Source organism: Youhaiella tibetensis (genome assembly GCF_008000755.1).
Lineage (GTDB): Bacteria > Pseudomonadota > Alphaproteobacteria > Rhizobiales > Devosiaceae > Paradevosia > Paradevosia tibetensis.
In genome coordinates this window covers 286221-312597 of the sequence record NZ_CP041690.1, presented here as the reverse complement: position 1 = coordinate 312597, position 26377 = coordinate 286221, and the positions used below count along the sequence as shown (strand labels likewise).

Sequence of the window (26377 nt, the reverse complement as noted above, 5' to 3'; positions counted from 1 at the left end):
CCGATAACGAAGGGGACAAAACAAGGAAGGAATTTCAGCAGATGAAACGCGCTCTTTTCGCTCTTGCCCTCTCCGCCATGCTCGGCACCTCGGCCCTCACCGGGGCTGCTTTCGCCGAGAACCCGATGGTGGGCGGCGCCGCGATGATGGACAACATGGACATCATCGACAACGCCATGAACTCGAAGGACCACACCACCCTGGTGGCGGCCGTCAAGGCGGCCGGGCTCGTCGACACGCTCAAGGGCGAGGGGCCCTTCACCGTGCTTGCGCCCACCAACGAGGCGTTCGACGCGCTGCCGGCCGGCACGGTCGAGAACCTGCTCAAGCCCGAGAATAAGGACCAACTCGCCAAGATCCTCACCTGCCACGTGATCGCCGCCAAGGCGATGGCAGCGGACATCACCAAGATGGCGATGGATGACGGCGGCACCCACATGGTCGACACCGTGGGCGGCTGCAAGCTGGCCCTCAAGTCCGAAGGCGGCAAGGTCACCGTGACCGACGAGAACGGCAACGTCGCCAATGTCACCATCGCCGACGTCGTGCAGTCAAATGGCGTGATCCACGTCATCGACAAGGTCCTGCTGCCCAAGATGTAACGGGCTCGGGAGAGGCTCCGCCCCGCCCCCGCTGCGGAGCCTCACTTAGTTGTGACATGCGGCCAATCTGTTCCCGGACCTAGACTGCATGTCGAGCGGCGCTTCGCCCCGGCCCTCCACGCCTCCCGTCACCGGGACGAAGCGCTCCAAGTTGAGGAAAGCAAAAGAGATGTCCTATTCCAGGCGTGCGGTATTGCTAGGCGGAAGTGCGGTGCTGGCGCTCGGTGCCGGCGCGGCGCTGTTCCGCCCCGGCCAGAGCCTGAAGGCGGCCGAAGGCACGTTCGAGGTGACGCTGAGCGACGCCGAGTGGCACAAGCGGCTCAACGACAAGCAATATGCCGTATTGCGCGAGGAAGCGACGGAAGCCCCCGGCTCCTCGCCCCTGCTCTACGAACACCGCGCCGGCATATTCAGCTGCGCGGGATGCGCGCTGCCGCTCTTCGATTCGGCAACCAAATTCGAAAGCGGCACGGGCTGGCCCAGCTTCTACCAGCCGCTCGAAAACGCGGTGGGCGAGACCACCGACACCTCACTGGGCATGGTGCGCACGGAAGTGCACTGCCGTCGCTGCGGCGGGCATCTGGGACACGTCTTCAACGACGGCCCTCCGCCCACCGGCCTGCGCTACTGCATGAACGGGCTGGCGCTCACCTTCACGCCCAAGGCTTGACCTCCAGACTGAGGACTCTCCTCGAGCCCGCCCCCTGTCTCGCACAGGGGGCGTCTTTCTGCGCCGGGTTGCGTGCGGCGCAAAACCGGATTGCGGCGCATCGGGCTTGGCAGTAGGACGAAATCGTCCCATCTCGATGAGTGCCATGAAGATCACGATCATCCAGACCGGCGAGGTTCCCCCGACCCTGCGCCAGGATTTCGGTCCCTACCCCGCCATGTTCGAGCGCATGTTCGCCAAGGCGGGGCACGATTTCGTATTCGAGACGGTGCCGGTGATGGCCGGGGCCGGCCTGCCCGATCCGGCGGCGCTCGACGGGATCGTCATTACCGGCTCGGCGGCAGGTGTCTATGAGGACCATGCCTGGCTCGAGCCGCTGCGCGCCTTCATCCGCGGCGCCTACGGGGCCTCGACGCCCATGCTGGGCATCTGCTTCGGCCACCAGATCATGGCCGATGCGCTGGGCGGGGATGTGCGCAAATCCGAAAAGGGCTGGGGATTGGGCCGGCACGTCTATGGCGTGCGCGAGCGCCCCGCCTTCATGGGAGGCGCCCCCGACCTGCTGGCCGTTGCCTGCTCGCACCAGGACCAGGTGATCGTGCCGCCGGCCGAGGCGCAGGTGATCCTGGCCTCCGAGTTCACGCCCAATGCCGGGTTGGCCTACCGGAACGGGGCAGCGCTGAGCTTCCAGCCGCATCCCGAGTTCGAGGACGACTATACCCTGGCGCTGGCCGAACTGCGCCGGGGCAAGGCCCCCGACGCGGTGGTGGACGCCGCGGTCGCCTCGGTCAGCCGTCCCTCCGACAGCGGCGCGGTGGCGCGCTATATCGGGACGTTCTTCGAGAAGGCCGCCTAGGAGGCGTTGCGGGCGGCGGGATAGACGCCCAGGACGCGGAATTCGTCGGTGAAGAAGCGCAATTCCTCGAAGGCGAGCTGGACCGAGCGATCGCTCGGGTGCCCTTCGATATCGGCATAGAACTGGGTGGCGGTGAACGAGCCATCGAGCATGTAGCTCTCCAGCTTGATCATGTTGACGCCGTTGGTGGCAAAGCCGCCCATGGCCTTGTAGAGCGCGGCCGGCACGTTGCGGACGCGGAAGACGAAGGTGGTCTTGACCTTGTCGCCATTGGGCGCGGGCACCTGGGGCGTGCGCGAGATCACGAGAAAGCGCGTGGTATTGTGCGCGGCGTCCTCGATATTTTCGGCGAGGATATCCAGGCCATAGACCTCAGCGGCATAGCGCGAGGCGATGGCGGCCACGCTCTTGTCCCCGTTCTGCGCGATCTCGCGGGCCGAGCCCGCCGTATCGGCGCCGTTGATGGTGCGCAGCTTGTGCTCGCGGATGAAGGTGCGGCACTGGCCGAGCGCGACGACGAGGGACTGGACGGCCTTGACGTCCTCGAGCCTGGCGCCCTTGACGCCGAGCAGGTTCATCTCGACGCGCAGGAAATGCTCGCCGATGATGTGCAGCCCGCTCTGGGGCAGGAGGTTGTAGATGTCGGTGATGCGCCCATAGAGCGAGTTCTCGACAGGAACCACGCCGAAATCGGCGGTGCCGTTCTGCACGGCGCTGATCGTGTCCTCGAAGGTCACGCAGGGAACCGGCTCGCCAGTGGGGAACAAGGCATGGGACGCGGCGTGGCTGAAGGCGCCGGGTTCGCCCTGGAACGCGATTTTCTGGGACATCTAGAGAACTCTGTGCTCGGTTGCGCGCTCTATTTACGCCGAGCAGTCCTCAAGTCAATCTTGCGCGCCAAAGCGGCGCTTGGCGGTTGCTTCCCTCAAGCGATGATACTATGTTCCGCGCGCTGCGGGACAGGGCTTGGGGCGCGTTACTATCCAACGGGCTCTTGAGGAGTTCCGCCAATCGTTTATACCCGGCGGAAAACATAGAGAGCCCGTAATGGATTCGTTTCAACTCAACAAGATCGGCGGCGCTGTCCTGGGGACGCTGCTGTTCGTAATGGCCACCGGTTTCCTTGCCGAGGCGATCTATCACCCGATCGAGGATCGTGGCCCGGGTTACGCTCTGCCCGAACCGGAAGCCGGCGCTGCCACCGAAACGGCCGCCGCCGCGCCGGAAGTGCCGCTGGCCGTGCTGCTGGCGAGCGCGGACGCCACCGCCGGCGCCGCAGCCGTCAAGAAGTGCCAGTCCTGCCATGACTTCTCGGAAGGCGGCCCGAACAAGACCGGTCCGAACCTGTTCGGCGTCGTCGGCCGCCCGATCGGCAGCCACGAGGGCTACAGCTACTCGGCCGGCATGGAAGAACACCATGCCAAGGGCGACGTCTGGTCCTATGAGAACCTGAACGCCTTCCTGACCAGCCCGAAGACCTTCACCCCGGGCACCAAGATGAGCTACACGGGCGACAAGGAAGCCAAGGATCGCGCCAACATCCTGGCGTACCTGCAGACGCTCTCGGCCAACCCGGTGCCGTTCCCGACCCCGGAAGCCGCCCCGGCACCCGAAGCTCCCGCCGCCCAGCCGGCCGATGCCAACGCCGCCGCTCCGGCAACCACCGAGACCCCGGCTGCCGCTCCTGCGACCACCGAGACTCCGGCGGCGCCCGCAACCACCGAGACCCCGGCCACGACCGAGACTCCGGCGGCTGCTCCCGCGACCACGGAAACGCCCGCTGCTCCGGCCACCACCGAGGCTCCGGCGACCACCGCCCCGGCCACCGAGACCACCCCGGCTCCCGCCGCGCACTAAGGTCTCGAACCAGCGTTACGTCTTTTCGCCGAGCCGCGCCCCAGGGTGCGGCTCGCGTGTTTTCGAGGGGATTTCCAACATGCTGCTGCTGCACCTGTCCGATGTCGATGAAGCCAACTGGGCGCGCAAGTTCCGCGAGGCCCTGGGCGACTATCCGGTGGTGCGCCGGGGCGACGATTTCGACCCAAAGGCGGTGCGTTACATCTTCGTCTGGAAGCCAAAGCCGGATGCCTTCGATGGGCTCGACAACCTCAAGGCGGTGCTTTCGCTCGGCGCGGGCGTGGATGCGCTGCTGCGCCACCCCCGGCTGCCGCGCGACGTGCCGGTCGTGCGGTTCGTGGACGAGGACCTCAGCCAGAAGATGACCGACTACGTGGTGGCCCAGGTCGCCATGCACCATCGCCTCCACAGCCGCTATGCCGCCGACCAGAAGGCGCGACGCTGGGTCCAGCTCTATCCGCCCGCGGCCCATGAAACGAGCGTGGGCATCATGGGCATGGGGGTGCTCGGCCAGCATGCCGCCGAACGGCTCAAGGCGCTCGGCTATTCGCTGCGCAGCTGGAGCCGCACGCCCAAGGATGTCGAGGGCGTCGAAGGCTTTGCGGGGGAAGAGGGCTTCGGGCCGTTCCTTGCGGGCACCGACATTCTAGTCAACCTGCTGCCGTTGACGCCCGAGACGCAGGGCATCCTCAACTACGAGACCTTCGCCAGGCTCCGGCGCAAGCTCGACGGCGGACCGGCCATCGTCAACGCGGCGCGCGGCGGGCACCAGAAGGAGGACGATATCGTCCGTGCCCTCGAGGACGGCACGCTCGGGGCGGCGAGCCTGGATGTCTTCCAGGTGGAGCCGCTGCCGACCGAGAGCCCGCTCTGGACGGCGCCCAATTGCTACATCACCCCTCATATCGCGGCCATCTCCAACGAGCAGACCGGCGTGCGCTATTTCTCGCGCATCCTTCTCGACCACGAAGCCGGCAAGCCGCTGGTCAATGTGGTGGACATGGCGCGCGGCTATTAGAGCGCGCACTCCCAGAATTCGCTGACGAGATCCTGGCCGAACGAATGGGTGGGTTCTGACCGCACGAGCGTGAAGCCGGCCCGGGCGTAGATTCTGCGGGCGGCGACGAGTACCGATTGCGTCCAGAGTTTCATGCGGGTGTAGCCGGCCGCGCGGGCCTGCGCCACGCATTGTTCGACCAGGGTCGAGCCCAGGCCGAGCCCGCGCGCGGAGGGTTCGACATAGAGCAGGCGGAGCTGGGCCACGCCCTCGCCGGCATCGACCAGGAACACCGAACCCAGCACCTGGCCGGCGCGCTCGGCCACCAGGCACCCTTCGCGCGCCGGATCGTGGTGCTGGATGAAGGCGCCGGCGATTTCGGCGGCAAGGCCCTCGTAGCTCGCGTCCCAGCCGTATTCCTGCGCGTAGATGGCGGCCTGCCGCCCGACGATGAGCCCGATCTCGCCGGGCCGCGGCGGGCGGATGACGACGGGCGCGGGCGCAGCCATGTCCCCCAGGCGCCTGCGGATGAGACTCATGGCGCCACAGATCTCGGCGCGCTCGCCTTCCGGGAGCGGGGCGAGGAGCGCGCCGACAGCGGCAACGGCTTCCGCTTCCAGCCGGCCGAAAGCCGACCGCCCCTCTTCGGTCAGGGCGATGAGGTTCTGCCGGCGATCTGAGGGATTCGGCGCGAGCGCCAGGATATCGGCCTCGACAAGCCTGGCGAGCATGCGGCTGAGATAGCCCGGATCAAGGGAGAGCTCGCGGGCAAGGTCGGCGGCGCTGACGCCATCGCGGTGCGCGACCTCATAGATGACGCGTGCTTCGGCCAGCGAATAGGGAGACGCCAGCAGGTGCGCGTCGAGCGCGCCGACGAGGCGCGTGTAGAAGCGGTTGAACGCCCGCATCTCGGCGATCTGGGCATCTGTTCGAGTATCGGCAGCCATGGGCACCTCCCTGGGGGATGTGCCCATGGTCGCTAGTTTGTTGACTAAGTCAAGAATATCGTTGCTTAAGCACGTTATAAACCGAACGAATGCCCTGGTCGGTGCCGCCGAACGGTCGGCCGGCGCGCGGCTCAGGCGCCCAGGCGTAGATGTCGAGGTGCACCCAGGCGGCAGCGTTCTTGACGAAACGCTTTAGGAAAAGCGCGGCGGTGATCGAGCCGGCAAAGGCGCCCGAGGACACGTGGTTCACATCGGCGATCTTTGAGTTCAGCATGGCTTCGTAGGGCGCCCAGAGCGGCATGTGCCAGAGAGGATCGTCCGTCGCCAGGCCCGCCGCCATCAGGGCCGACGCCAGTTCGTCGTCGGTCGAATAGAGCGGCGGCAATTCTGGCCCGAGCGCGGTGCGCGCGGCGCCGGTGAGCGTGGCCATGTCGAGGAGGAGCTGCGGGCTTTCCTCATCGCCATAGGTGAGGGCATCGCCCAGGATGAGGCGGCCTTCCGCATCGGTATTGCCGATCTCGACGGTCTGGCCCGAGCGCGAGGGCAGGATGTCGCCGGGGCGGAAGGCCGAACCGGAAATCGCGTTCTCGACGATGGGGATGAGGACGCGCAGGCGCACCTTGAGCTTGGCGGCCATGATGGCATGAGCGAGGCCCAGCACGTTGGCGGCGCCGCCCATATCCTTTTTCATCAGCAGCATCGAGGAGGCCGGCTTGATATCAAGGCCGCCGGTATCGAAGGTGACGCCCTTGCCGACGAGGGTGATCCTGGGATCGCCCTCATGGCCCCAGGTCAGATCGACAAGGCGGGGCGCTTCGGAGGCGGCGCGCCCGACCGCGTGGATCATGGGAAAATCCTGGGAGAGTAGTTCGTCGCCGAGGAACACTTTGACCTTCATGCGGTGGCGGGTGGCGAAAGCACGGATCTCGTGCTCGAAGGCCTCGGGGCCGAGATCGTTGGCGGGGGTGTTGACGAGGTCGCGCGCGAGGAACGCGGCTTCGGTCAGGTGCTCGACCTCCTGGGCATCGGCGCCATCCGGGAGCACCAGCGACACCGGCTCGCGCCGTTTGCGGTAGCGATCGAAGCGATAGGCGCCGAGCCGGAAGCCGAGGGCGGCAAGGGTGGGGTCGTCCAGATCGCCGGCAAGGCTATATTCGCCCGGCTCGAGCGCGGCGGCGGCGAGGCCCGCGACCAGCTTGGGGCGATTGGCCTGGGGGCCGATGCCGAGAAGATAGCCGTCGAGCCCCCCTTCGGCCCCCGGCAGGGCCAGCAGCCGCCCGCGCTGAGCGGCAAAGGCGTTGGCCTTGGCCCAGGCGAGGTGCGAGGTGGGGAGGCCGGCGGCATCGAGCCCGCCTTCGGCAATGAGAGTGATGGGAAGCGGCTTGGTCCTGGTCATACGACACCTGGCAATGGAAGAGGTCGAGCCGGTTTACGCCTGCCCGCGCCGTCGGGCAACTGCAGGGCTCCAGCCTTAACCGGGCGTTAGGGTTAATGATTTATGACGAGGGCAGGCTCGGTTAGTCATAGAGTAGGCCCACGTGTCCCGCCCGCTTTCGCTCTCATTGCGGCCCCTGCGCGCCGCCCTCCTGGTAGCCGTCGCGGCGGTGGCTCTGTCGGCCTGTGCGGTCAATCGCGGCTCGATGCCTTCGCCCGACTTTTCGGGCATGAGCCAGGCCGAGGCCCAGCAGACGCTGGCCCAGCTCGGCGGGCGCTACAAGGCCAATCCGCGCGACAAGGCCACCATCATCTACTACGCGGCCGCCTTGCGCGGCGCCGGGCAGAACGACCAGGCGGTCGCCGTGCTCGAAAACGCCATGGGCATCTACCGGAACGATGCCGATATCAGCGTGGCCTATGCCAAGGCGCTGACGGCGCAGGGCCGGTTCGACCAGGCGCTCAACGTCATCGACGCCACCATCGTGCCGCAGCAGCCGGACTGGAACGCACTCTCGGTCAAGGGCGCGATCCTGGACCAGATGGGGCGGAACGAGGAAGCCCGGCGGCTTTACAGCCAGGCGCTGATGATCGCGCCCCAGGAGGCTTCGCTCGAAGCGAACCTGGGCCTTTCCTATGCCATGACCAACGAATTGGCGACGGCCGAAACCCGCCTGCGCCGCGCCGTGCAGATGCAGGGCGCCAATAGCCGCGTGCGCCAGAACCTGGCGCTCGTCGTCGGTCTGCAGGGCCGGTTCGACGAGGCCCGCGCGCTTTACGGCGCCGAGCTGCCGCCTGACCAGGTGGAAGCCAACATGGCCTATATCCGGGCGCTGCTGACCCAGCAGAACCGCTGGAGCGCGATCAAGGAAAGCCGTTAGGCGCAGCCAGCGACTGTTCCTCTATAGCGGCGCCGGCGACATCGCCCTGGCCCCCTGCCTTCGCAAGGGGAAGATCGATGTGTGCCGGCAACCGCCGGCTTCCCCATCCGATATCCCCCGCCCCCTTCGCTTACGGCAGCCTTTCCCTTAAGGTCGGGCCAATCCATCCGATCGGAATCACTTCATGCACCTGCTGCTCGTCGACGGCTCGTCCTATGTCTTCCGCGCTTTCCACGCGCTGCCGCCGCTCAACCGCAAGTCGGACAACCTGCCGGTCGGGTGCGTCCAGGGCTTCTGCAACATGCTCTTCAAGCTGACGGAAGACCTCAAGGGCGAAGACGAGCCCACGCATATGGCGGTGATCTTCGATCATTCGGCCAAGACTTTTCGCGATGACATCTATGCCGATTACAAGGCGCACCGGCCGCCGCCGCCCGAGGAGCTGGTGCCGCAGTTTCCGCTGACGCGTTCGGCGACGCGGGCCTTTTCCATTCCTTCCATCGAGATGGAAGGCTGGGAGGCCGACGACATCATCGCCACCTATGCCTGCATGGCGCGCGATGCCGGCGGCAAGGTGACCATCGTATCCTCGGACAAGGATCTGATGCAGCTGGTCGAGCCCAATGGCTCGATCCGCATGCTCGATACCATCCCCCGCCCCGGCCAGCCGCCGCTGCGCTGGATCGGGGTGGACGAGGTGTTCACCAAGTTCGGGGTGACGCCGGACAAGGTCATCGACGTGCAGGCGCTCTGCGGCGACGCCGTCGACAACGTGCCGGGCGTGCCGGGGATCGGCGTCAAGACGGCGGCCGAACTTATCAATACCTATGGCGACCTCGAAACCCTGCTTGCGCGCGCCGAGGAGATCAAGCAGCCGGCGCGGCGGCAGAAGCTCATCGACAATGCCGAGCTGGCGCGGATTTCCAAGCAGTTGGTGACGCTGTCGCGCGAAGTGCCGGTGGAGCTCGACCTCGACGCCCTGGTGCGCGTGCCGATCGAGCCGGGAGCGCTGTTTCCGTTCCTCAAGGCGATGGAATTCAACACCATCACCAAGCGCCTCGCCGGCATTCTCGAAGCAGACCCCGATGCCTGGGAGGCAGATCCGGCGCTGGCGGCCAAGCCTGTGGAAGCCATGGGCTTTGACAATGCGGCCAAAGCGGAAGCGCGCGCGGCGCGGCTCGAGGCTACGGGCCGGGCGGAAGCGTCGCTCGTCGCCCATGCCGCCGATGTGCACGAGCGGGTCAAGGCCATTCCGCTCGACCATGCCAAGTACGAGATCATCCGCGATGCCGAGCATCTGCGGAAGTGGATCGAGGCGGCCTATGCGGTAGGGCATGTCGCCATCGACGTCGAGACGACCGGCCTCGACAACCAGACCGCCGATCTCGTCGGGGTGTGCCTTTCGACCGCGCCCGGCAATGGCGCCTATCTGCCGCTCGACCATCGCACCGGCGCCGACCTGCTGGGCGGCGGGCGCGCCGAAGGGCAGATGCCGATGGCCGATGCGCTGGCGCTGCTCAAGCCCATGCTCGAAGATCGCTCGATCCTCAAGATCGGGCACAATTTCAAATATGATCTGGGGATCCTGGCGCGCTACGGCATCGTCACCGCGCCGATCGATGACACGCTGCTGCTCAGCTATACGCTCGATGGCCCGCGCTTCAACACCATGAGCGAGCTCACCTCGCACTGGCTGGGGCATGGCGGCATTCCGATCAAGGACCTGATCGGCACCGGCAAATCGCAGAAGACCTTTGCGGAAGTCGATATCGAGGCGGCAGCCCGCTATGGCGGGGAAGATGCCGACCTCACCATGCGGCTCTGGACGCTGCTCAAACCGCGCCTGCCAGCCGAGAACATGACGGTCGTCTACGAGACGCTGGAGCGTCCGCTGGCGCCGGTGCTGGCGCGGATGGAAGGGCGCGGCATTTCGGTGGATCGGCAGATCCTCTCGCGGCTTTCGGGCGATTTCGCCCAGCGCGCGGCGGCGTTCGAGGCGGAGGCGCAGGCTTTGGCCGGGCAGCCGTTCAATCTCGGTTCGCCAAAGCAGCTCGGCGATATCCTGTTCGGCGTCATGGGGCTGCCCGGCGGCACCAAGACCAAGACCGGGCAATGGGCGACGGGCGCCGATGTGCTGGACGAATTGGCGCTGCAAGGGGTGCCGCTGGCCAAGGCGGTGCTCGAATGGCGCCAGCTCACCAAGCTCATGGGCACCTATACGGATGCCCTGCCCAGCTACATCAACGAGCGCACGGGGCGCGTGCATACGAGCTACAGCCAGGCCTCGGTGCTGACGGGGCGGCTTTCCTCGAACGATCCGAACCTGCAGAACATTCCGGTGCGCACTGAGGATGGCCGCAAGATCCGTACGGCGTTCGTGGCGAGCCCCGGTAAAATCCTGATCTCGGCGGATTACAGCCAGATCGAACTGCGCGTGCTGGCCCATATCGCCGATATCCAGGCGCTCAAGGACGCGTTCGAGGAAGGGCTCGACATTCACGCGATGACGGCTTCCGAAATGTTCGGGGTGCCGGTGGAGGGCATGCCGTCCGAAGTGCGGCGGCGGGCCAAGGCCATCAATTTCGGCATCATCTACGGCATTTCGGCCTTCGGGCTTTCCAACCAGCTCGGCATCGGGCGGGCGGAAGCGGGCGACTATATCGAGACCTATTTCAAGCGCTTCCCGGGCATTCGCGACTACATGGACGAGATGCGCCGGCGGGTTAAGGCGGACGGGTTCGTGGAAACCATTTTCGGGCGCAAGGTGCAGTTCCCCAACGCCAATTCCAAGCACCCCGCCGAACGCGCGTTCGTGGAACGCGCCTCGATCAACGCCCCCATCCAGGGCTCGGCCGCCGACATCATCCGCCGCGCAATGGTCAAGATGGAGCCGGCGCTGAAAAAGGCCGGCATCGAAGCCGACATGCTGCTGCAGGTCCACGACGAACTGATTTTCGAGGTCGACAAGGGCACCGAGGACAAGGCGATGCCGGTGATCGCGGGGATCATGGAGAGCTCAGCGGAACCGGCCGTGAGGCTGACGGTACCGCTGAAGGTGGATGCACACGCGGCGCATAATTGGGATGAGGCGCATTAGGGCGAGAGCTTAATGGAGATAATCCTGACCTATCAAGGGAGAGTGCCTGGGCAAAAACGTACGTCGGGCAATCTCGACGCGATTTGGCGTATGAGAGAGGCATTTCATAGGCAGCTTGAAAAGCTGTGGGGCAAGGCTCCCTTCACTATCCTGAAGGACTGGGAAGACAGTGATTTTGCGGCCGGGGCGCCAGATTTTCGCCGGGCCCGTGCGGGATGCACGTTCATCCCGTTCTACGGACGGCATATTGGGATCTGCGTTAGTCTCGAGATCCAGTTGCTTACAGGGTTTCCGGCGCAGAAATCCGTCCTTGTTGCTGGTGATATTGATAACCGAATCAAACGCATCACAGATGCATTGAGGGTACCGAACGTCGATGAGACTCGTGATGAGGTGTCGGGGCAGCGATGGTATAGCTTGCTCGAGGACGACAATGCTGTTTTGTCTTTAACGGCGTCTACGGGCACCTATTTGGCTTCCGATGATCCTACCGAAGCATTCGTTTTTATTCGAGTGCGTCCCATACCTGTTGCCCTCACAGCCGACAATCTAGAGATGGCGCTGTAGAAGCGAGGCTACCGCCAATCCACCCGCGGCTTGTCCAGCCATTGCAGATCTTCCACCGGCTCGCCTGCAATCCGCCTCAGCAGCAATTTTCCCATCTGTTCGCCGGCAAGGGCGGTGTCTTCGTAGATGGCGTCTACCTTCGGGCGGACCAGGGAGAAGATGCCGGAGGTCTGTTTGGCGACGACGTCGATGTCCTGGCCGATGGATTTGCCGGCGTCGGTGATGCCGGCCATGACAGCGAGGGCGGCGGCGTCGCCGGAGCAGACATAGCCGTCGGGGGCACCGGGCTGGTCGATGCGGGCGATGACGCGGGTGCGGATCTCTTCGGCAGTGTTGTCCAGCGTCAGGGCGTCGTCGATCTCGTGGTCGACGCCCCCTTCCCTGACGGCATCGAGGAAGCCGGCGCGCAGGTGGTTGCCGAAGGTGAACTTTGGCGGCGGCAGGATGATGGTGAGCTTGCGCCGGCCCTTGGAGACGAGGCGCCTGGCTGCCGCATAGGCGAAGGCGTAGTTGTCGTAATCGACGTAAGGGTGCGCCACGGGCAGTTCGGTGCGGCCGTGCGAGACGAAGGGAAAGTTCTGCTCGAGGCAGAGTTTTACCCGCGCGTCTTCCGGCTCGGTGCGCGAGAAGATGATGCCGTCGGCCATGCGGTTGCGCATGATGTGGCGGATCGGATCGAGCGGGCTGTCGCCGATGAAATTGGGCGTGATGACCAGGTGATAGGCGGTGCCGCGCAGCGCGGCGGTGAGGCCGTTGACCATGGACTGGCCGAAGCCGAGGATTTCATCGTGCGGATCGAGAATCAGGGAGACGACGTGGGTGCGTCCGGTCTTGAGGCGCAGGGCGGCGCGGTCGGGCAGGTAACCGATCTCGGCGGCAATCTTCTGGACGCGCTCGCGGGTTTCCTGGCTCAGTTCGGGGGCGTTGTTGAGGGCGCGGGAGATGGTGGTGATGGCCAGGCCCGTCATCTCGGCGATGGTGCGCAGGGTCGGCTTGCCCGAGGGCGGCACGCCACGCCTGGCGCGCTTGGGCTCGCGCTGTTCAGTATCGGACACCACATTCTCCATAGGCTTGCGGCCCCGAAGGGGTCTCGATCCGCCAGCGGGGTACAACACCAGAAGCCGCAATCGATTGCAAGGCGAGGTCCGGCGCGGCCGAATGCGCCTTTCGTCTAATGAGGAACCTCGCGCGAGCCGGTGCGTTCTGGCGGCAGGATCGGCAAGGGCCTGGAGTTGGTTGTTCCGCTTTTCCTGACTGAATTGGTAGAATTAAGCTCGCCTTATCGGGGCAAGGCGTTTATGTTCGCCATCCTCAGGTCGCGCGATTTCATCAAAAGTCTGATTGCGTTGCGGCCTTGAACTTGCCAAAGTGGCATCCGATATCAACGCGACCAACGGACGGAGGCGAACATGAAATTGTTGTCAGTTCAGCATCACGGCCTTCGTCGCGTAGCCAAACTCCAAGCCCGAACCCGAATTACGGTAGCGGGCGCCGTATCGTGGTGTAGCCGATCCAAACGAATGTGACCTCTCGTCACTAGATCGTCTTCCAAATCCGATACTGGCACCACGTCCCTCAAGCGGCGTGAGTGGAGTTTATTATGCAGCAGCCAAAGTTTTCCAAGTCCACGGCCCAGCGGCCGATCGTCATCGAAGTTTCCGGGGAGCCCCTGGGCGTCGTCGTGCCTGAAGCCGAGGGCTTTAAGTTCCTCGCCGTCAAGTTCCCGGTGTTCGGCATTGACGGGCATACGTTCGAAACGGTCGAGGCCGCCCGCATCGCGGCCAGCGAAATCGCCGGAAAGACCGGCGATTTCGGCGACGATTCGCTTTGAAGCTTACTGATTGAGAGCCTGGCGCCAGCGCCAGGCGTAGCGAGTCATGTCCGGATCTGCATCCAGAACCCCGTCCTCGGCCACGTGCCCGGCCTCCATGCGCGCCAGCATGGCGGCGCCGATGGCCGTGCCCGTAGCGCTGCCGTGGCTCGGCACCACCGGCCGGCACGCGGCCGATTCGAGCATGCGCAAATAAGTGTGGTTGGCGGCGAACGGCCCCTCGACCACGATATCCCCTTCCGCACCCGCCAGGGCCAGGCATTCGGCCGTCATCAGCGCCAGATAGAACGAGACGACGGTGAAGGCCGTCTCATCGTCCAGCCCCTCGCGCGGATGGGTCCAACTCGCCTGGCGCTGCGGGAACGGGCCCGAGCCCTCGACCACCGAGGGCAGCAGCATGATGGCGCCGTCGATGACCTTGCGGATGGTGAGGTCGGACGGGGTGGCTTCGCGCCCTTCGGTCAGGAGCGAGAACTCGCGTCCACCCATGAAGCGGGCCGAGGGCACCGGCTTGCCGAAGGCATCGATATTGGCCAGGCAATCGCGGTGTGGGTCGAGATGCATGAGGTCGCCGCCCGGCGCCGCCACGATGACCCAGGTGCCGGTCGAGACCACGGCAAAGGGCGGGGTGCGCGAGAGCAGGTGCGGCAGGAGCGAGGCGTTCGAATCATGAATGCCCGAATAGACCGGCATGCCCGGGCGCAGGCCCAGTTCCTCGGCCAGCGCCGGGTTGATCGGCCCGAGAGGGTCGGAGGCGGGCAGCACTTCGGGCATCTTGTCGAGCCAGCCCTGGCGCAGGACCAGGTCCGAATAGAGGTCGGTTTCGAAGTTCCAGAGGTCGGTGTGGCAGCCCAGCGAGGTGATCTCGGAAGCCGCTACGCCCGTGAGGCGGAAGCTCCAGTATTGCGGATAGGGCAGGATCCACTTGGTGCGCGCGAACGCCTCGGGGAACTTGCGCGATTGCCAGAAGAGCTGCTTGCCTAGGTTGAGCCCCCCCGGCAGGGGCGGGGTGAAGCTGGTGGAGAAGGGCGGGCGGACCTCGGCATAGTCTTCGTCGAACTCGTCGGGACCGGCGAATTCATAGTCGAGCACCGGCAGGGCCAGGTTGCCCTCCTCGTCGACCAGCGCCGCGCAGGCGCCATGGGTGGTGACGCTGAGCGCATCGAGCGGATGGAGCTTGTTGAGCTCGGCTATCGAGGCGGACAGGAACCGCCAGAGGCCATCTATGTCGAAATGTGGATACAGGCCGTCGTTTAGCACCGTGTTGGGCGCCTTGCGGACGGCGATTTCCGAGCGCGTCTCGAAATCGACCACCGCGAATTTGGCGTTGGTCTTGCCGATGTCGATGACGCCGATGAAACGCTTGCCGCTCACGCGCGGCTCCGCCTGAGCATGCCATAGACGATCGGCAGCGCGATCACGAGGATCAGCAGCGCGCCGATGAAGATGGACATGACGATGCCCGGCACGTTGAGCAGGCCCAGCCCGAACGTCACCAAGCCCATGATGAAGGCGGCGATAACCACGCCCAGGATCGAGCCCGATCCCCCCAATATGTTGACGCCGCCAAGCACGACCATCGTAATCACCTCAAGTTCCCAACCCTGCGCAATCGAGGGGCGCGTGGAGCCGAGACGGCTGGTCAGCAGCACCGAAGCGATGCCGCTCATCAGGCCCGTCAGGCAGAATAGCACGAACTTGATCCGTGCCACCCTCACGCCCGAAAACTGCGCCGCTACCGGATTGTTCCCGATGGCGAAGACTCGCCGACCGAAATTGGTCCGGTGCAGGAGGAAATAGTAGATCACCGCGCACACGAGGAACAGCACAAGCTCGAACGAGACCACCCACCAGACATAGCCCTGCCCGAAGAAGGCAAAGCTTTCCGGGTAGCCCTTGAAGGCCTGGTCGCCCAGGATGATGAAGGAAATCCCGCGGAAGAGGCTCATCGTGCCGATGGTGACGACGATGGAAGGAAGCTTGAGGGCGGTGACGAGAAAGCCGTTGAAAGCCCCGCAAACGAGGCCGGTGAGGATGCCGATGGCAACGAGCCCCGGAGTATCGACCCCGGCCTGAAGGGCCAGCCCCATGGTGGTGGAAGCCAGCGCGATGATGGCGGCGACCGAAAGATCGATCTCGCCCGAGATGATGAGGAGCGCCATGGCCAGGGCGATCAGCGCCTTCTCGGTGAAGTTGAAGGTGAGGTCCGAAAGGCTCCAGGCGTTTAGGAAATAGGGCGAGGCGAAGCTGTTGGCGAGGAAGATCGCCACCGCCACAACAATCAGCAGCGCTTCCCAGGAGAAGATGGCCGAGCGCAGGGGATTATCGAGGCGATCGGGGATGTGGCGGACGTTGCGGACTTCGTTCATTGGGCAACGCCTCCGATGGTGCCGGCGGGGGATGCGGCCTTTGCAAACTCAACCATGTCCCACCTCCTGGCTCTTCAGGATGATCCGCCCGTGCTTTCTCTCGCTGCGGGCATTGAAGATCACCGCCAGGATGATGGCGGCGCCAGAGATGGCCATCTGCCAGAAGGGCGAGATGTTGATGACCGGCAGGGCCGAGTTGATAACGCCCAGGAACAGGGCGCCCAGGGCGGCGCCCGCCACGGTGCCGATGCCGCCGGCGATCGAGACTCCGCCGATGACACAGGCGGCGATGATGTTGAGTTCGTAGCCGTTGGCGATCTCGACAGAGGCGATGACGTAGCGGGAGACCCAGAGGTACCCGCAGAGCCCGGCGATGGCGCCCGAAATGGCGAAGGCGATGAACTTGGTGCGGCCCACATCGATCCCGGCATAGACGGCGGCGGTGGGATTGATGCCGATGGCGTAGAAGGCCCGGCCGATATTGGTGCGGGTCATGAGCACCACAAAGACGACGATGATGACGAGGGCGAGCCAGGAGAGCAGCGGTTGGCCGATGATGAGATAACGCGTCAGCCCGATGAAATCGGGGCTCATCTGATCGGCGTTGACCCACTTGCCGCCCGAAACCAGGAAGGTCGTGCCGCGATAGATGGTGAGCGTGCCCAGGGTCACGACGATCGCCGGGATATTGAGCTTCCAGACGAGCAGCCCGTTGAAGGCACCCAGACCAAGCCCGATGAGGGCCGCGAGGATCATCAGCAATGGCACCGGGAAGGCCGGGAAGGCGGCGTTGATCATGGCGACGATCATGCCGGTGAGCGCCAGGTTGGCGGCCATCGAGAGATCGATCGAGCGCGTCAGGATTACCACCATCTGCCCCATGGCGAGGATCAGCAGGAGCGAGGTGTTGTTGAAGACGTCGAGCAGGTTGCCGAAGCTGGCATAGGACGGACGTCGGAAGGCGACAGCGACGATGAGGGCGACGATGGCGGCCAGCAGCCAGATTTCGCGATAGCGCAGGAGCGATTTCATGCCGCCTGCTCCGCTATGCCGGCGGCAGCGCGCACCAGCGTTTCGGCCGAAAGGCCGGTATTGTCGAACTCGGCCACCATTCGCCCCTCGCGCATGACGACGACACGGTCGGACATGCCCAGAATTTCGGGAAGTTCGGACGAGACCATGATTACCGCGAGCCCCTGGGCCACCAGTTCCCCCATGAATTCGTGCACGGCCGCTTTCGAGCCGATATCGATGCCCTTGGTCGGCTCATCGAGAATGATGACCTCGGGGCTGGTGGCCAGCCACTTGGCGATGACCACCTTCTGCTGGTTGCCGCCCGAGAGCGTGCCGACATCCTGGCTGAGCGAAGAGGCGCGCAGGTCGAGCCGTTCGGTATAGGTGCGCGCCAGCTTGAATTCCTCGGCGAGCCGCAGGACGCCGTTCCTCGAGGTGCGCCCGAGGGATGGCAGCGAGACGTTCTCGAAGATCGGCATGCCGATGACGACGCCCTGCTTGCCGCGTTCTTCGGGCACGTAGACTATGCCCTCGTCCACCGCCTCGGCGGGGGAGCGCGGCGAGACCGGCTTGCCGTTGAGCGCGATGGTACCGCGCGAGGGCCGGGTGATGCCGAAGAGCGCCTGCATGACCTCGCTGCGGCCGGCGCCGACGAGGCCGTAGAAACCGAGGATTTCGCCCTTTCGCAACTCGAACGAGATGGCGTCGAATTCGGTCGGGTGCGAGAGATCTGAAACCGTGAGCACAGGCTCGCCGATCGATACGGTCCTTTCAGGGAAGATCTGGTCGACGGAGCGGCCGACCATGAGCCTGACGATCTCGCCCTGGCTGGTCTCGCGGATGAGACCCTTGCCCACCATCTCGCCGTCACGGAAGACGGTATAGCGATCGGCGATGCGGTAGATCTCGTCGAACTTGTGCGAGATGAAGAGCACGGCCTTGCCGTCCTCGCGCAGGAGATCGATGAGGACGAAGAGGTCCTCGATTTCCTTCTGGCTCAAGGCGGCGGTCGGCTCGTCCATGATGACGATGCGGGCGTCGATGGACATGGCGCGTGCGACGCCCACCAGATGGCGGTTGGCGATGCCGAGATCCTTCAAGGGGGCGTATTCGTCGATATGGCCGGCGCCCATGTCGTCCAGGATTGCCCGCGCCTCCCGGCGCATCCTGCCCCAGTCGATAAGGCCCAGGCGGGTGCGCGGCACGTGGCCAAGGAAGATGTTCTCGGCAACGCTCATTTCCTCGAAGAGCACGGTCTCCTGATGGATGGCGGTGATGCCGTGCTCGAAGGCGGCATGGGCGGTGGGGAGCGTGACCGGCTTGCCGCCGATGGCGATCTCGCCGTCATCGGGCTGGTAGATGCCGGTGAGGATCTTGACCAGCGTGGATTTGCCGGCGCCGTTCTCCCCGATCAGGGCGGTGACCTGGCCGGGGACGAGTTCGAGCGAGACCCCGTTGAGCGCGCGCACGCCGGGGAAGCTTTTGGAGATGCCGGTCAAGGTCAGGGCGGGATTGGTCATGCGTCTGGTTGGCCTGGTGCTCTTGGCTCACCCCCACCCCCTGCCCTCCCCACAAGGGGAGGGAGCATCGAGAGATCGTGCCACCTGACTAGCGTCCACGCTGGAGCGAGCGAAAGGTGGGGGTCGGCCAAAGGCACCGGCGGGAGTGTCCTCCCGCCGGCCCGGGGTCACAAGGGATCAGTAGATCTTGGCGAATTCGTCGATGTTGCTCTTGTCGAACGTGAACGGAGGCGCCATGGCGGCCGAGTTCGTGTCATCGAGCGTGATCTCGCCCATGCGGCCGATCGAGAGCTTGGCGCCGGGCTCGGCCTTGTCGCCCTTAACGGCGAGGTCGTGGGCCAGGTAGATGGCCGAGTAGCCCAGGTCGATCGGGTTCCAGAGCGCCACGGCCTGCGAAGCGCCGTTGTCGATGAACTTCTTGAACTCGGACGGCAGGGCCAGGCCCGTGACGTTGATCTTGCCGATCAGGTTCTGGTCGGTCACCACCTGGGCGGCTGCCACGACGCCGACCGTGGTCGGGGCGATGATGGCCTTGAGGTTCGGGTAGCTCGCGATCAGGCCCTTGGCTTCGTCGGTGGACTTGGCCGAGTCGTCATCGCCATAGACGGTGGCGACGAGGTTGATCTTGGGGAACTTCTCCGGCAGCACCTTCTTGGCCGCTTCGATCCAGGCATTCTGGTTGGTCGCCGTCGAGGAAGCCGAGAGAATGGCGACGTCGCCGCCATCGGGCAGGTAGTCGGCGGCCAGCTTGATGATGGTTTCGCCGATGAGGTTGGTGTCGGACGGGTTGAGGTGGAGCTGGCGGCCTTCCGGAGCCACACCCGAGTCGAACGAGATCACGGTGATCCCGCGATCCATGGCCTTCTTGAGCACGGGCACCAGCGCGTCCGGATCGTTGGCCGAGATGGCGATGGCGTTGACCTGCTGGGCGATCAGCGAATTGATGACTTCGATCTGGGCTTCGGCCGTGGCCTTGGTCGGGCCGGTATAGATGACTTCGACGTCACCGAGTTCCTTGGCCGCCTCTTCGGCGCCCTTGTTGGCGGCATCGAAGAAGCCGTTGCCGAGCGACTTGACCACGAGGGCGATCTTGGTCTGCGCCATTGCGGGCGAGGCCAGCAGGATCGCTGCCAGGGCCGTGGTGATGCCCAGTTTCTTCAGAAAGCTCATTGATTCCTCCCATTGAGCCTTGGCGTTACGAGGCGACCCGCCGTTAGGCGGCCGGTGACGCCTCCTCGATAGTCTGACTACCAGTCTCAGCCACGATGAGGCCGACGCCCGCCGTTTCCAGCATCTGCCGGTCTTCGTCGCGGATGCCACGATCGGTGACGACCGTGGTAATCCGGTCGAGCCCACACAGGATGAGGCTCGATTTGCCGGAAAATTTCGAAGAGTCTGCCAGGATGATGAGTTCATCGGCCTGGCTGATGAGCTTGAGTTCGGCCTGAACGAGCAGCGGATCGGCTTCCATCAGCCCATGCGCTCCCAGGCCCTGGCAGCCCATGAACATTTTTCGCGCATAGAAGTGGCGCGACACATCATTGTCGAAGGGCGAGAGAATGATGTTCTGCTCGCGATAGATGGTGCCCCCCTGCACCATCACCGAGTTCTTGGAGTGATGGAGCAGGTGCTCGGCAATGGGGAAGGAATTGGTGAAGACCTGCATGCGCCGGTTCACCAGGTAGTGCACCATCTGGAAGGTCGTGGTGCCGCCATTGATGATGATGGGCTCGCCATCCTTGCACAGGTCCACCGCCGCCTTGGCGATGGCGCGCTTGAGGCCGAGATTGATGCCCTCGTTGACCGAGAACGGCCGGCCCATGAGCCCGCCCTGGCGAGGCGGATTGACCGCTTCTGCGCCGCCGCGCACGCGCCGAAGCTTGCCCTGCACGTGCAGCGCCGCGATGTCGCGCCGGATCGTCGCCTCGGAGGTTCCCGTCATCTCGACGAGATCGCTCACCGTTGCGACGGACCGCGTCTGCACCGCGGCCAGGATCACCCTGTGGCGTTCGCTTTCGTGCAAGTTTCTTCTCCCTGGCTTGATTTGGTCACACCAATTTCGATCATTGTCAATCAACAAAAGCTCAGTTTCGATCATGTGTCAGCGGTGCTGACTGGTTTTGATCGTTTCTGATTGACAGCCTCCAGATGTTTATGGCTTGTGACGTAAAGAACAGACTTCCGGGGAGGAGCTAATGTCCACGAACGCGCCCGCGCGCCTCGCCAACCTATGGGATGACGCCAGAGCTGCCGGCATGACCGAGCCGGAGCGACTGGTCTATCGCTCCAACATCCTGGGGTCGGACAAGCGCGTCACCAATTACGGCGGCGGCAATACCTCCTCCAAGATCATGGAGAAGGACCCGCTGACCGGCGAGCAGGTGGAAGTGCTCTGGGTCAAGGGCTCGGGCGGCGACAGTGCCTCGATCAAGCTCGATGGCTTCGCCACGCTCTACATGGACAAGCTCCGGGCCCTCAAGGGCCTCTATCGCGGCCTCGAGCACGAAGACGAGATGGTGGGCTACCTGCCGCACGCTACCTTCAACCTCAATCCGCGCGCCGCTTCCATCGACACGCCGCTGCACGCCTATGTGCCGCATCCCTTTGTCGATCACATGCACCCCGATGCCATCATCGCCATCGCCGCGAGCAAGGATTCGAGGGCGCTCACCCAGGAGATTTTCGGCGACGCCATCGGCTGGCTGCCCTGGAAGCGCCCGGGGTTCGAACTCGGGCTCTGGCTCGAAAAATTCTGCCTCGAACATCCCGAGGCCAAGGGCGTCATTCTTGAAAGCCACGGGCTCTTCACCTGGGGCGACACGCCCAAGGAGTGCTACGAGACCACGATCGCGGTCATCAACCAGGCCATCGAGTGGTTGGAGAAGAAGACCGAGGGCAAGGCCATTTTCGGCGGCGAAGCCGTCAAGTCGCTGCCCGCTGACGAGCGCCGCGCCGTCGCCGCCAAGATCATGCCCAAGATTCGCGGGCTGATCTCGGAAGACAGCCACAAGCTCGGTCATTTTGACGACAGCCCGGCTGTGCTCGAATTCGTCAACTCGAAGGATCTGCGCCCGCTCGCCGCGCTCGGCACATCCTGCCCCGACCACTTCCTGCGCACCAAGATCCGTCCCCTTGTGATCGAGTTCGATCCGGCCAATCCGGACGTCGATGCCGTCGTGGCGCGCCTCGGCGATGACGTCGCCGCCTATCGCGCCGACTACACCGCCTATTACGAGCGCTCGAGGCACGACAATTCCCCCGCCATCCGCGACCCCAATGCGGTGGTCTACCTGATGCCGGGCGTGGGCATGTTCACCTTTGCCAAGGACAAGGCCACGGCGCGCATTTCGGGCGAGTTCTACGTCAACGCCATCAACGTCATGCGCGGTTCCTCGACCGTCTCGACCTATCAGGGGCTCGACGAACAGGAAGCCTTCGACATCGAGTACTGGCTGCTCGAGGAAGCCAAGCTCCAGCGCATGCCCAAGCCGAAATCGCTGGCCGGACAGGTTGCCCTCATCACCGGCGGCGCCGGCGGCATCGGCAAGGCCACCGCCTATCGCCTGATGAACGAGGGCGCCTGCGTCGTCATCGCCGACATCGACGATGCTGCGCTTGCCGCAGCCACCGAGGAACTGGGCAAGAAGTTCGGCAAGGATTTCGTCCGGCCGGTCAAGTTCGACGTGACGCGCGAGGAGGAGGTCCTCAAGGGCTTCGCCAACGCCGTGGTCGAATTCGGCGGTCTCGATATCCTCGTCTCCAACGCGGGGCTGGCTTCGTCCGCTCCCATCGAGGAGACGTCGCTGGCGCTCTGGAACCGGAACATGGACATCCTCGCCACCGGCTATTTCCTGGTGTCGCGCGAGGCGTTCAAGCTGTTCCGGGCGCAGAAGATCGGCGGCAACGTCGTCTTCGTCGCCTCCAAGAACGGCCTTGCCGCCTCGCCCAACGCCGCAGCCTATTGCACCGCCAAGGCCGCCGAGATCCACCTCGCCCGCTGCCTCGCCCTCGAAGGGGCCGAAGCCCAGATACGCGTCAACGTGGTCAACCCCGATGCGGTCCTGCGCGGCTCCAAGATCTGGGCCGGCGAATGGCTCGAACAGCGCGCTTCGACTTACAAGACCGACAAGGATGGTCTTGAGGAAATGTACCGCCAGCGCTCCATGCTCAAGCGCTCGGTCTTCCCCGAAGACATCGCCGAGGCCATCTACTTCCTGGCCTCGGACATGTCGGCGAAGTCGACCGGCAACATCATCAATGTCGACGCCGGCAACGCGCAGTCGTTTACGCGGTAACGTATCGGGTGGGGCGGTCACCCCACCCTCAATCCCTCCCCACAAGGGGGAGGGAGGCCCCGAGGAGAGATCGCGCCAGCAGGTCTCCCTCCTCTCTGATGGGGAGGGAACAAGGTGGGGTGGGGCCACATGCAAAACACGGGGGAGAACATGACCGACCAACTCATCGACCAGTCGGTGGTCGACGCCGAGAATGCCCGCCGCGAGATCGATCTTCGCCGCGACTATGACTCGCTGGGCGAGCGCCTCGACCGGCGGGGAATTTCGATCGATACGATCAAGGACAAGGTGGCGGCCTTCCACGTGGCCGTTCCGTCCTGGGGCGTGGGCACGGGCGGCACGCGGTTCGCGCGCTTTCCGGGCAAGGGCGAGCCGCGCGACATCTTCGACAAGCTCGAGGACTGCGCCGTCATCAACCAGCTGACCCGCGCCACCCCCAATGTCTCGCTGCATATTCCGTGGGACAAGGCCGACCCCAATCGCCTCAAGCAAAGCGCAGCCCGTTTCGGCCTCGGCTTCGACGCCATGAATTCGAACACGTTTTCGGACGCCAAGGGCCAGCCGCTTTCCTACAAGTTCGGCTCGCTCTCGCACACCGATGCGGCGACCCGTCAGCAGGCCATCGACCATAACCTGGAATGCATCGAGATCGGCAAGGTGCTGGGCTCGAAGGCCCTCACCGTCTGGATCGGCGACGGCTCGAACTTCCCCGGCCAGGCTGACTTCACGCGCCAGTTCGAGCGCTATCTCGAGGCGATGAAGGTGATCTATGCCGACCTCCCCGAGGATTGGCGGCTCTTCACCGAGCACAAGATGTACGAGCCGGCATTCTATTCCACCGTCGTCCAGGACTGGGGAACGAACTATATCATCGCGACGGAACTGGGGGATAAGGCCTTCTGCCTTGTCGACCTCGGGCATCATGCGCCCAACGTCAATATCGAGATGATCGTGGCGCGGCTGATCCAGTTCGGAAAGCTCGGCGGGTTCCACTTCAACGATTCCAAGTATGGCGACGACGACCTCGACGCCGGCTCCATCGATCCCTACCGGCTGTTCCTGGTCTTTAACGAACTGGTCTCGGCCGAGGAGCGCCGCGCCAAGGGCTTCAATCCCGCTCACATGCTTGACCAGAGCCACAACGTGACCGACCCGATCGAAAGCCTCATCCTCTCGGCGGCCGAAGTGCAGCGGAACTACGCCAATGCACTGCTGGTCGACCGCAAGGCGCTGGCCGGCTTCCAGGATGCCAATGACGCGCTGGCGGCGACGCAGACGCTCAAGACGGCGTTCCGGACGGATGTGGAGCCGATCCTGGCCATGGCGCGGCTCGAGAAGAACGGCGCCGTCGATCCGATCGCGACGTATCGGGCGGCGGGGTATCGGGCGCGGGTGGCTGAGATCCGGCCGGAAGTGGCGCCGGGATCGAGCGGGATTGTTTGAGGCAGAACCGCCCGCTCGGTGCGCCGTTGCGCGGCGACCTCTCCCCGAGGGGGCGAGGTGGTGGGTGCGAAGCGCGTTCGGGGCTCGAATACTGAGCGCGGAGTTGGCGGCACGGTGGGTTCCCTGCGCTGGCGGATCTGTCCGAGTATCGGGCCGCGTCGGAGCAAGGGGATAAGTTCAGAAAGCAAACGCCCCGGACTTTCGTCCGGGGCGCTGTCATATTCGCTGTTCGCAGAACTCAGTAGCGGTACTGGTCCGACTTGAACGGGCCATCCACCTGGACGCCGATGTAATCGGCCTGGTTCTTGGAAAGCTTGGTGAGCTTGGCGCCGAGCTTGGCCAGGTGCAGTTCGGCGACCTTTTCGTCCAGGTGCTTGGGCAGCACGTGCACCTTCTTTTCCAGGTTCTGCCCGTTCGTCCACAGTTCGATCTGGGCCAGGGTCTGGTTGGAGAAGGAGGCGCTCATCACGAAGCTGGGGTGGCCGGTGGCGTTGCCGAGGTTGACCAGGCGGCCTTCCGAAAGCAGCACGATGCGGTTGCCCGAGGGCAGTTCCACAAGGTCGACCTGCGGCTTGACGTTGGTCCACTTGAAGTTGCGCAGCGCCTCGACCTGGATCTCGTTGTCGAAGTGGCCGATGTTGCAGACGATGGCCATGTCCTTCATCTTGCGCACGTCGTCGACGGTAACGATGTCCTTGTTGCCGGTCGCGGTGACGACGATGTCGGCGCGGTGCGCGGCATCGGCCAGGGTTACCACCTCGTAGCCGTCCATGGCGGCCTGGAGTGCGCAGATCGGATCGACTTCGGTGACGAGCACGCGGGCGCCGGCGCCGCGCAGCGAAAGCGCCGAGCCCTTGCCCACATCGCCATAGCCGCAGACGATGGCGACCTTGCCAGCCAGCATCACGTCGGTGCCGCGACGGATGGCGTCGACCAGCGATTCACGCGTGCCGTACTTGTTGTCGAACTTGGACTTGGTGACCGAGTCGTTGACGTTGATGGCGGGGAAGGGCAGCTCGCCCTTTTCCTGGAGCTGGTAGAGGCGCATCACGCCCGTGGTGGTCTCCTCGGAGACGCCCTTGATGGCGGCACGGATGCGCGAATAGAAGGTCGGGTCCTTGGCCAGGCGCTTCTTGATGGTGGCGAAGAAGATTTCCTCTTCCTCGTTGCCCGGCTTGTCCAGGATCGAAGGATCCTTTTCGGCCTTGGCGCCGGTGAGGACGAGCATGGTGGCGTCGCCGCCGTCGTCCAGGATCATGTTGGGCGTCTCGCCCTTGCCGTCCCAATCCATCATGCGGTCGGTGAAGTCCCAGTATTCCTGGAGGCTTTCACCCTTGTGGGCGAAGACCGGGATGCCGGCGGCGGCGATGGCGGCGGCGGCGTGGTCCTGGGTCGAGAAGATGTTGCACGACACCCAGCGGACCTGGGCGCCGAGCGCCACCAGCGTCTCGATGAGCACGGCGGTCTGGATGGTCATGTGGAGCGAGCCGGCAATGCGCGCGCCCTTGAGCGGCTGGCCGGCGGCGAACTCCTCGCGGATGGCCATCAGGCCGGGCATTTCGATCTCGGCCATGCCGATTTCCTTGCGGCCGAAATCGGCCAGGGAAATGTCTTTGACCGAATAGTCCGTGAACGCGCTCATGGGAACTCCGCTTGTGGCAATGTTTGTCGGCCTTATACGCGGCGGGGGCGTCACGATCAACAGGGGATATAAAGAAAGCTTTATATCCTGCAGCAGGAGCGGCCGCGCGGCAGGAGCCGGGCGGTTGCGATTGGTCGGGCGGGCCCCGAGGCGGAATCCGCCTCGATGGGGATACAATAGATGAGACGCATTCCGCCTCGGGGCGCCGGGATTTTGAGGACCTGGCGATCGAATGCCCCGTTCCGGCCGGCTTGATCGTCGAGCCCCGGATTCGAGCAGCGTCCCATGGACCCATGCAGGGGAAGCGACGCCCCCGCACGCCCGGCTGTCCCCACCGCCGCTGGTCGCTCTGCAG

At 64.6% G+C, this 26377-nt stretch carries 22 protein-coding genes; 11 read left to right on the top strand and 11 right to left on the bottom strand.

The window, feature by feature from the left end; translation table 11 throughout:
- Positions 1 to 41 precede the first annotated feature (41 nt).
- The 3 genes from FNA67_RS01630 (at position 42) to FNA67_RS01620 (ending at position 2128) form a co-directional block, all read left to right on the top strand.
- Positions 42 to 602, top strand: coding sequence for a fasciclin domain-containing protein (locus tag FNA67_RS01630; RefSeq protein ID WP_049707424.1), 561 nt, complete (start codon positions 42 to 44; stop codon positions 600 to 602).
- 169 nt (positions 603 to 771) lie between these two features.
- Positions 772 to 1272, top strand: a complete 501-nt coding sequence (gene msrB, locus FNA67_RS01625) for a peptide-methionine (R)-S-oxide reductase MsrB (RefSeq protein WP_049707423.1) — start codon at positions 772 to 774, stop codon at positions 1270 to 1272.
- Positions 1273 to 1417: 145 nt separating this feature from the next.
- A complete protein-coding gene (locus FNA67_RS01620; protein WP_147654834.1) occupies positions 1418 to 2128 on the top strand; it encodes a type 1 glutamine amidotransferase in 711 nt (236 codons plus the stop codon).
- Here FNA67_RS01620 and FNA67_RS01615 read toward each other — a convergent pair.
- On the bottom strand, positions 2125 to 2958 hold the full coding sequence (locus FNA67_RS01615) for a prephenate dehydratase (RefSeq protein WP_049707421.1): 834 nt from the start codon (positions 2956 to 2958) through the stop codon (positions 2125 to 2127). The two genes, FNA67_RS01620 and FNA67_RS01615, sit on opposite strands and share 4 nt — an antisense overlap.
- 217 nt (positions 2959 to 3175) lie before the next feature.
- Here FNA67_RS01615 and FNA67_RS01610 point away from each other — a divergent pair, with 217 nt between their 5' ends.
- Positions 3176 to 3985, top strand: a complete 810-nt coding sequence (locus FNA67_RS01610; RefSeq protein WP_147654833.1) for a c-type cytochrome — start codon at positions 3176 to 3178, stop codon at positions 3983 to 3985.
- 79 nt (positions 3986 to 4064) lie between these two features.
- A complete protein-coding gene (locus tag FNA67_RS01605) occupies positions 4065 to 5003 on the top strand; it encodes a 2-hydroxyacid dehydrogenase (RefSeq protein ID WP_147654832.1) in 939 nt (312 codons plus the stop codon).
- On the opposite strand, the gene FNA67_RS01600 is transcribed toward FNA67_RS01605, so the two are convergent.
- Together FNA67_RS01600 and FNA67_RS01595 are read right to left on the bottom strand one after the other, a co-directional pair.
- Positions 5000 to 5929 carry a bifunctional helix-turn-helix transcriptional regulator/GNAT family N-acetyltransferase gene (locus tag FNA67_RS01600; RefSeq protein WP_244616434.1) on the bottom strand — a complete coding sequence of 310 codons (930 nt, stop codon included), beginning with the start codon at positions 5927 to 5929 and terminating at the stop codon, positions 5000 to 5002. The genes FNA67_RS01605 and FNA67_RS01600 overlap by 4 nt on opposite strands.
- Before the next feature lie 49 nt (positions 5930 to 5978).
- A complete protein-coding gene (locus tag FNA67_RS01595; RefSeq protein ID WP_147654830.1) occupies positions 5979 to 7325 on the bottom strand; it encodes a leucyl aminopeptidase family protein in 1347 nt (448 codons plus the stop codon).
- A 142-nt stretch (positions 7326 to 7467) separates the two neighbouring features.
- On the opposite strand from FNA67_RS01595, the gene FNA67_RS01590 reads away from it, so the two are divergent.
- From FNA67_RS01590 to FNA67_RS01580, 3 genes are all read left to right on the top strand, one after another.
- Positions 7468 to 8244: a tetratricopeptide repeat protein gene (locus tag FNA67_RS01590; protein ID WP_147654829.1), complete on the top strand. Its 777-nt coding sequence runs from the start codon at positions 7468 to 7470 to the stop codon at positions 8242 to 8244.
- 184 nt (positions 8245 to 8428) lie between these two features.
- Positions 8429 to 11341, top strand: a complete 2913-nt coding sequence (gene polA / locus FNA67_RS01585) for a DNA polymerase I (protein ID WP_147654828.1) — start codon at positions 8429 to 8431, stop codon at positions 11339 to 11341.
- Positions 11342 to 11353: 12 nt separating this feature from the next.
- Positions 11354 to 11908: a hypothetical protein gene (locus FNA67_RS01580; protein ID WP_147654827.1), complete on the top strand. Its 555-nt coding sequence runs from the start codon at positions 11354 to 11356 to the stop codon at positions 11906 to 11908.
- A gap of 8 nt (positions 11909 to 11916) precedes the next feature.
- On the opposite strand, the gene FNA67_RS01575 is transcribed toward FNA67_RS01580, so the two are convergent.
- On the bottom strand, positions 11917 to 12975 hold the full coding sequence (locus FNA67_RS01575; protein WP_147654826.1) for a LacI family transcriptional regulator: 1059 nt from the start codon (positions 12973 to 12975) through the stop codon (positions 11917 to 11919).
- A gap of 533 nt (positions 12976 to 13508) precedes the next feature.
- Between FNA67_RS01575 and FNA67_RS01570 the strand changes: the two genes are divergently transcribed.
- Positions 13509 to 13739, top strand: coding sequence for a hypothetical protein (locus tag FNA67_RS01570; protein ID WP_049707413.1), 231 nt, complete (start codon positions 13509 to 13511; stop codon positions 13737 to 13739).
- Between the two features lie 3 nt (positions 13740 to 13742).
- Here FNA67_RS01570 and FNA67_RS01565 read toward each other — a convergent pair whose 3' ends face one another.
- The 6 genes from FNA67_RS01565 to FNA67_RS01540 form a co-directional block, all read right to left on the bottom strand.
- Positions 13743 to 15113, bottom strand: a complete 1371-nt coding sequence (locus FNA67_RS01565) for an FGGY-family carbohydrate kinase (protein ID WP_147654825.1) — start codon at positions 15111 to 15113, stop codon at positions 13743 to 13745.
- A complete protein-coding gene (locus FNA67_RS01560; RefSeq protein WP_147654824.1) occupies positions 15110 to 16108 on the bottom strand; it encodes an ABC transporter permease in 999 nt (332 codons plus the stop codon). Before FNA67_RS01560 ends, FNA67_RS01565 begins: the two co-directional genes overlap by 4 nt.
- 48 nt (positions 16109 to 16156) lie before the next feature.
- Positions 16157 to 17140 (bottom strand): ABC transporter permease, encoded by a 984-nt coding sequence (locus FNA67_RS01555; protein ID WP_147654823.1) that lies wholly within the window; start codon positions 17138 to 17140, stop codon positions 16157 to 16159.
- On the bottom strand, positions 17137 to 18642 hold the full coding sequence (locus tag FNA67_RS01550) for a sugar ABC transporter ATP-binding protein (protein ID WP_147654822.1): 1506 nt from the start codon (positions 18640 to 18642) through the stop codon (positions 17137 to 17139). The genes FNA67_RS01555 and FNA67_RS01550 overlap by 4 nt, the downstream gene beginning before the upstream one ends.
- Positions 18643 to 18819: 177 nt before the next feature.
- Complete coding sequence (gene rhaS / locus FNA67_RS01545; RefSeq protein WP_147654821.1) at positions 18820 to 19812, bottom strand: rhamnose ABC transporter substrate-binding protein; 993 nt, start codon at positions 19810 to 19812, stop codon at positions 18820 to 18822.
- Between the two features lie 43 nt (positions 19813 to 19855).
- Positions 19856 to 20665 carry a DeoR/GlpR family DNA-binding transcription regulator gene (locus FNA67_RS01540; RefSeq protein WP_049707407.1) on the bottom strand — a complete coding sequence of 270 codons (810 nt, stop codon included), beginning with the start codon at positions 20663 to 20665 and terminating at the stop codon, positions 19856 to 19858.
- Positions 20666 to 20837: 172 nt separating this feature from the next.
- Here FNA67_RS01540 and FNA67_RS01535 point away from each other — a divergent pair, with 172 nt between their 5' ends.
- The gene (locus FNA67_RS01535; protein ID WP_147654820.1) at positions 20838 to 22937 is read left to right on the top strand and encodes a bifunctional rhamnulose-1-phosphate aldolase/short-chain dehydrogenase; all 2100 of its coding nucleotides are present in this window, start codon (positions 20838 to 20840) and stop codon (positions 22935 to 22937) included.
- A 150-nt stretch (positions 22938 to 23087) separates the two neighbouring features.
- On the top strand, positions 23088 to 24380 hold the full coding sequence (gene rhaI, locus FNA67_RS01530; protein ID WP_147654819.1) for an L-rhamnose catabolism isomerase: 1293 nt from the start codon (positions 23088 to 23090) through the stop codon (positions 24378 to 24380).
- A 238-nt stretch (positions 24381 to 24618) separates the two neighbouring features.
- On the opposite strand, the gene ahcY is transcribed toward rhaI, so the two are convergent.
- Positions 24619 to 26022 carry an adenosylhomocysteinase gene (gene ahcY, locus FNA67_RS01525; RefSeq protein WP_049707405.1) on the bottom strand — a complete coding sequence of 468 codons (1404 nt, stop codon included), beginning with the start codon at positions 26020 to 26022 and terminating at the stop codon, positions 24619 to 24621.
- Between the last annotated feature and the right edge of the window lie 355 nt (positions 26023 to 26377).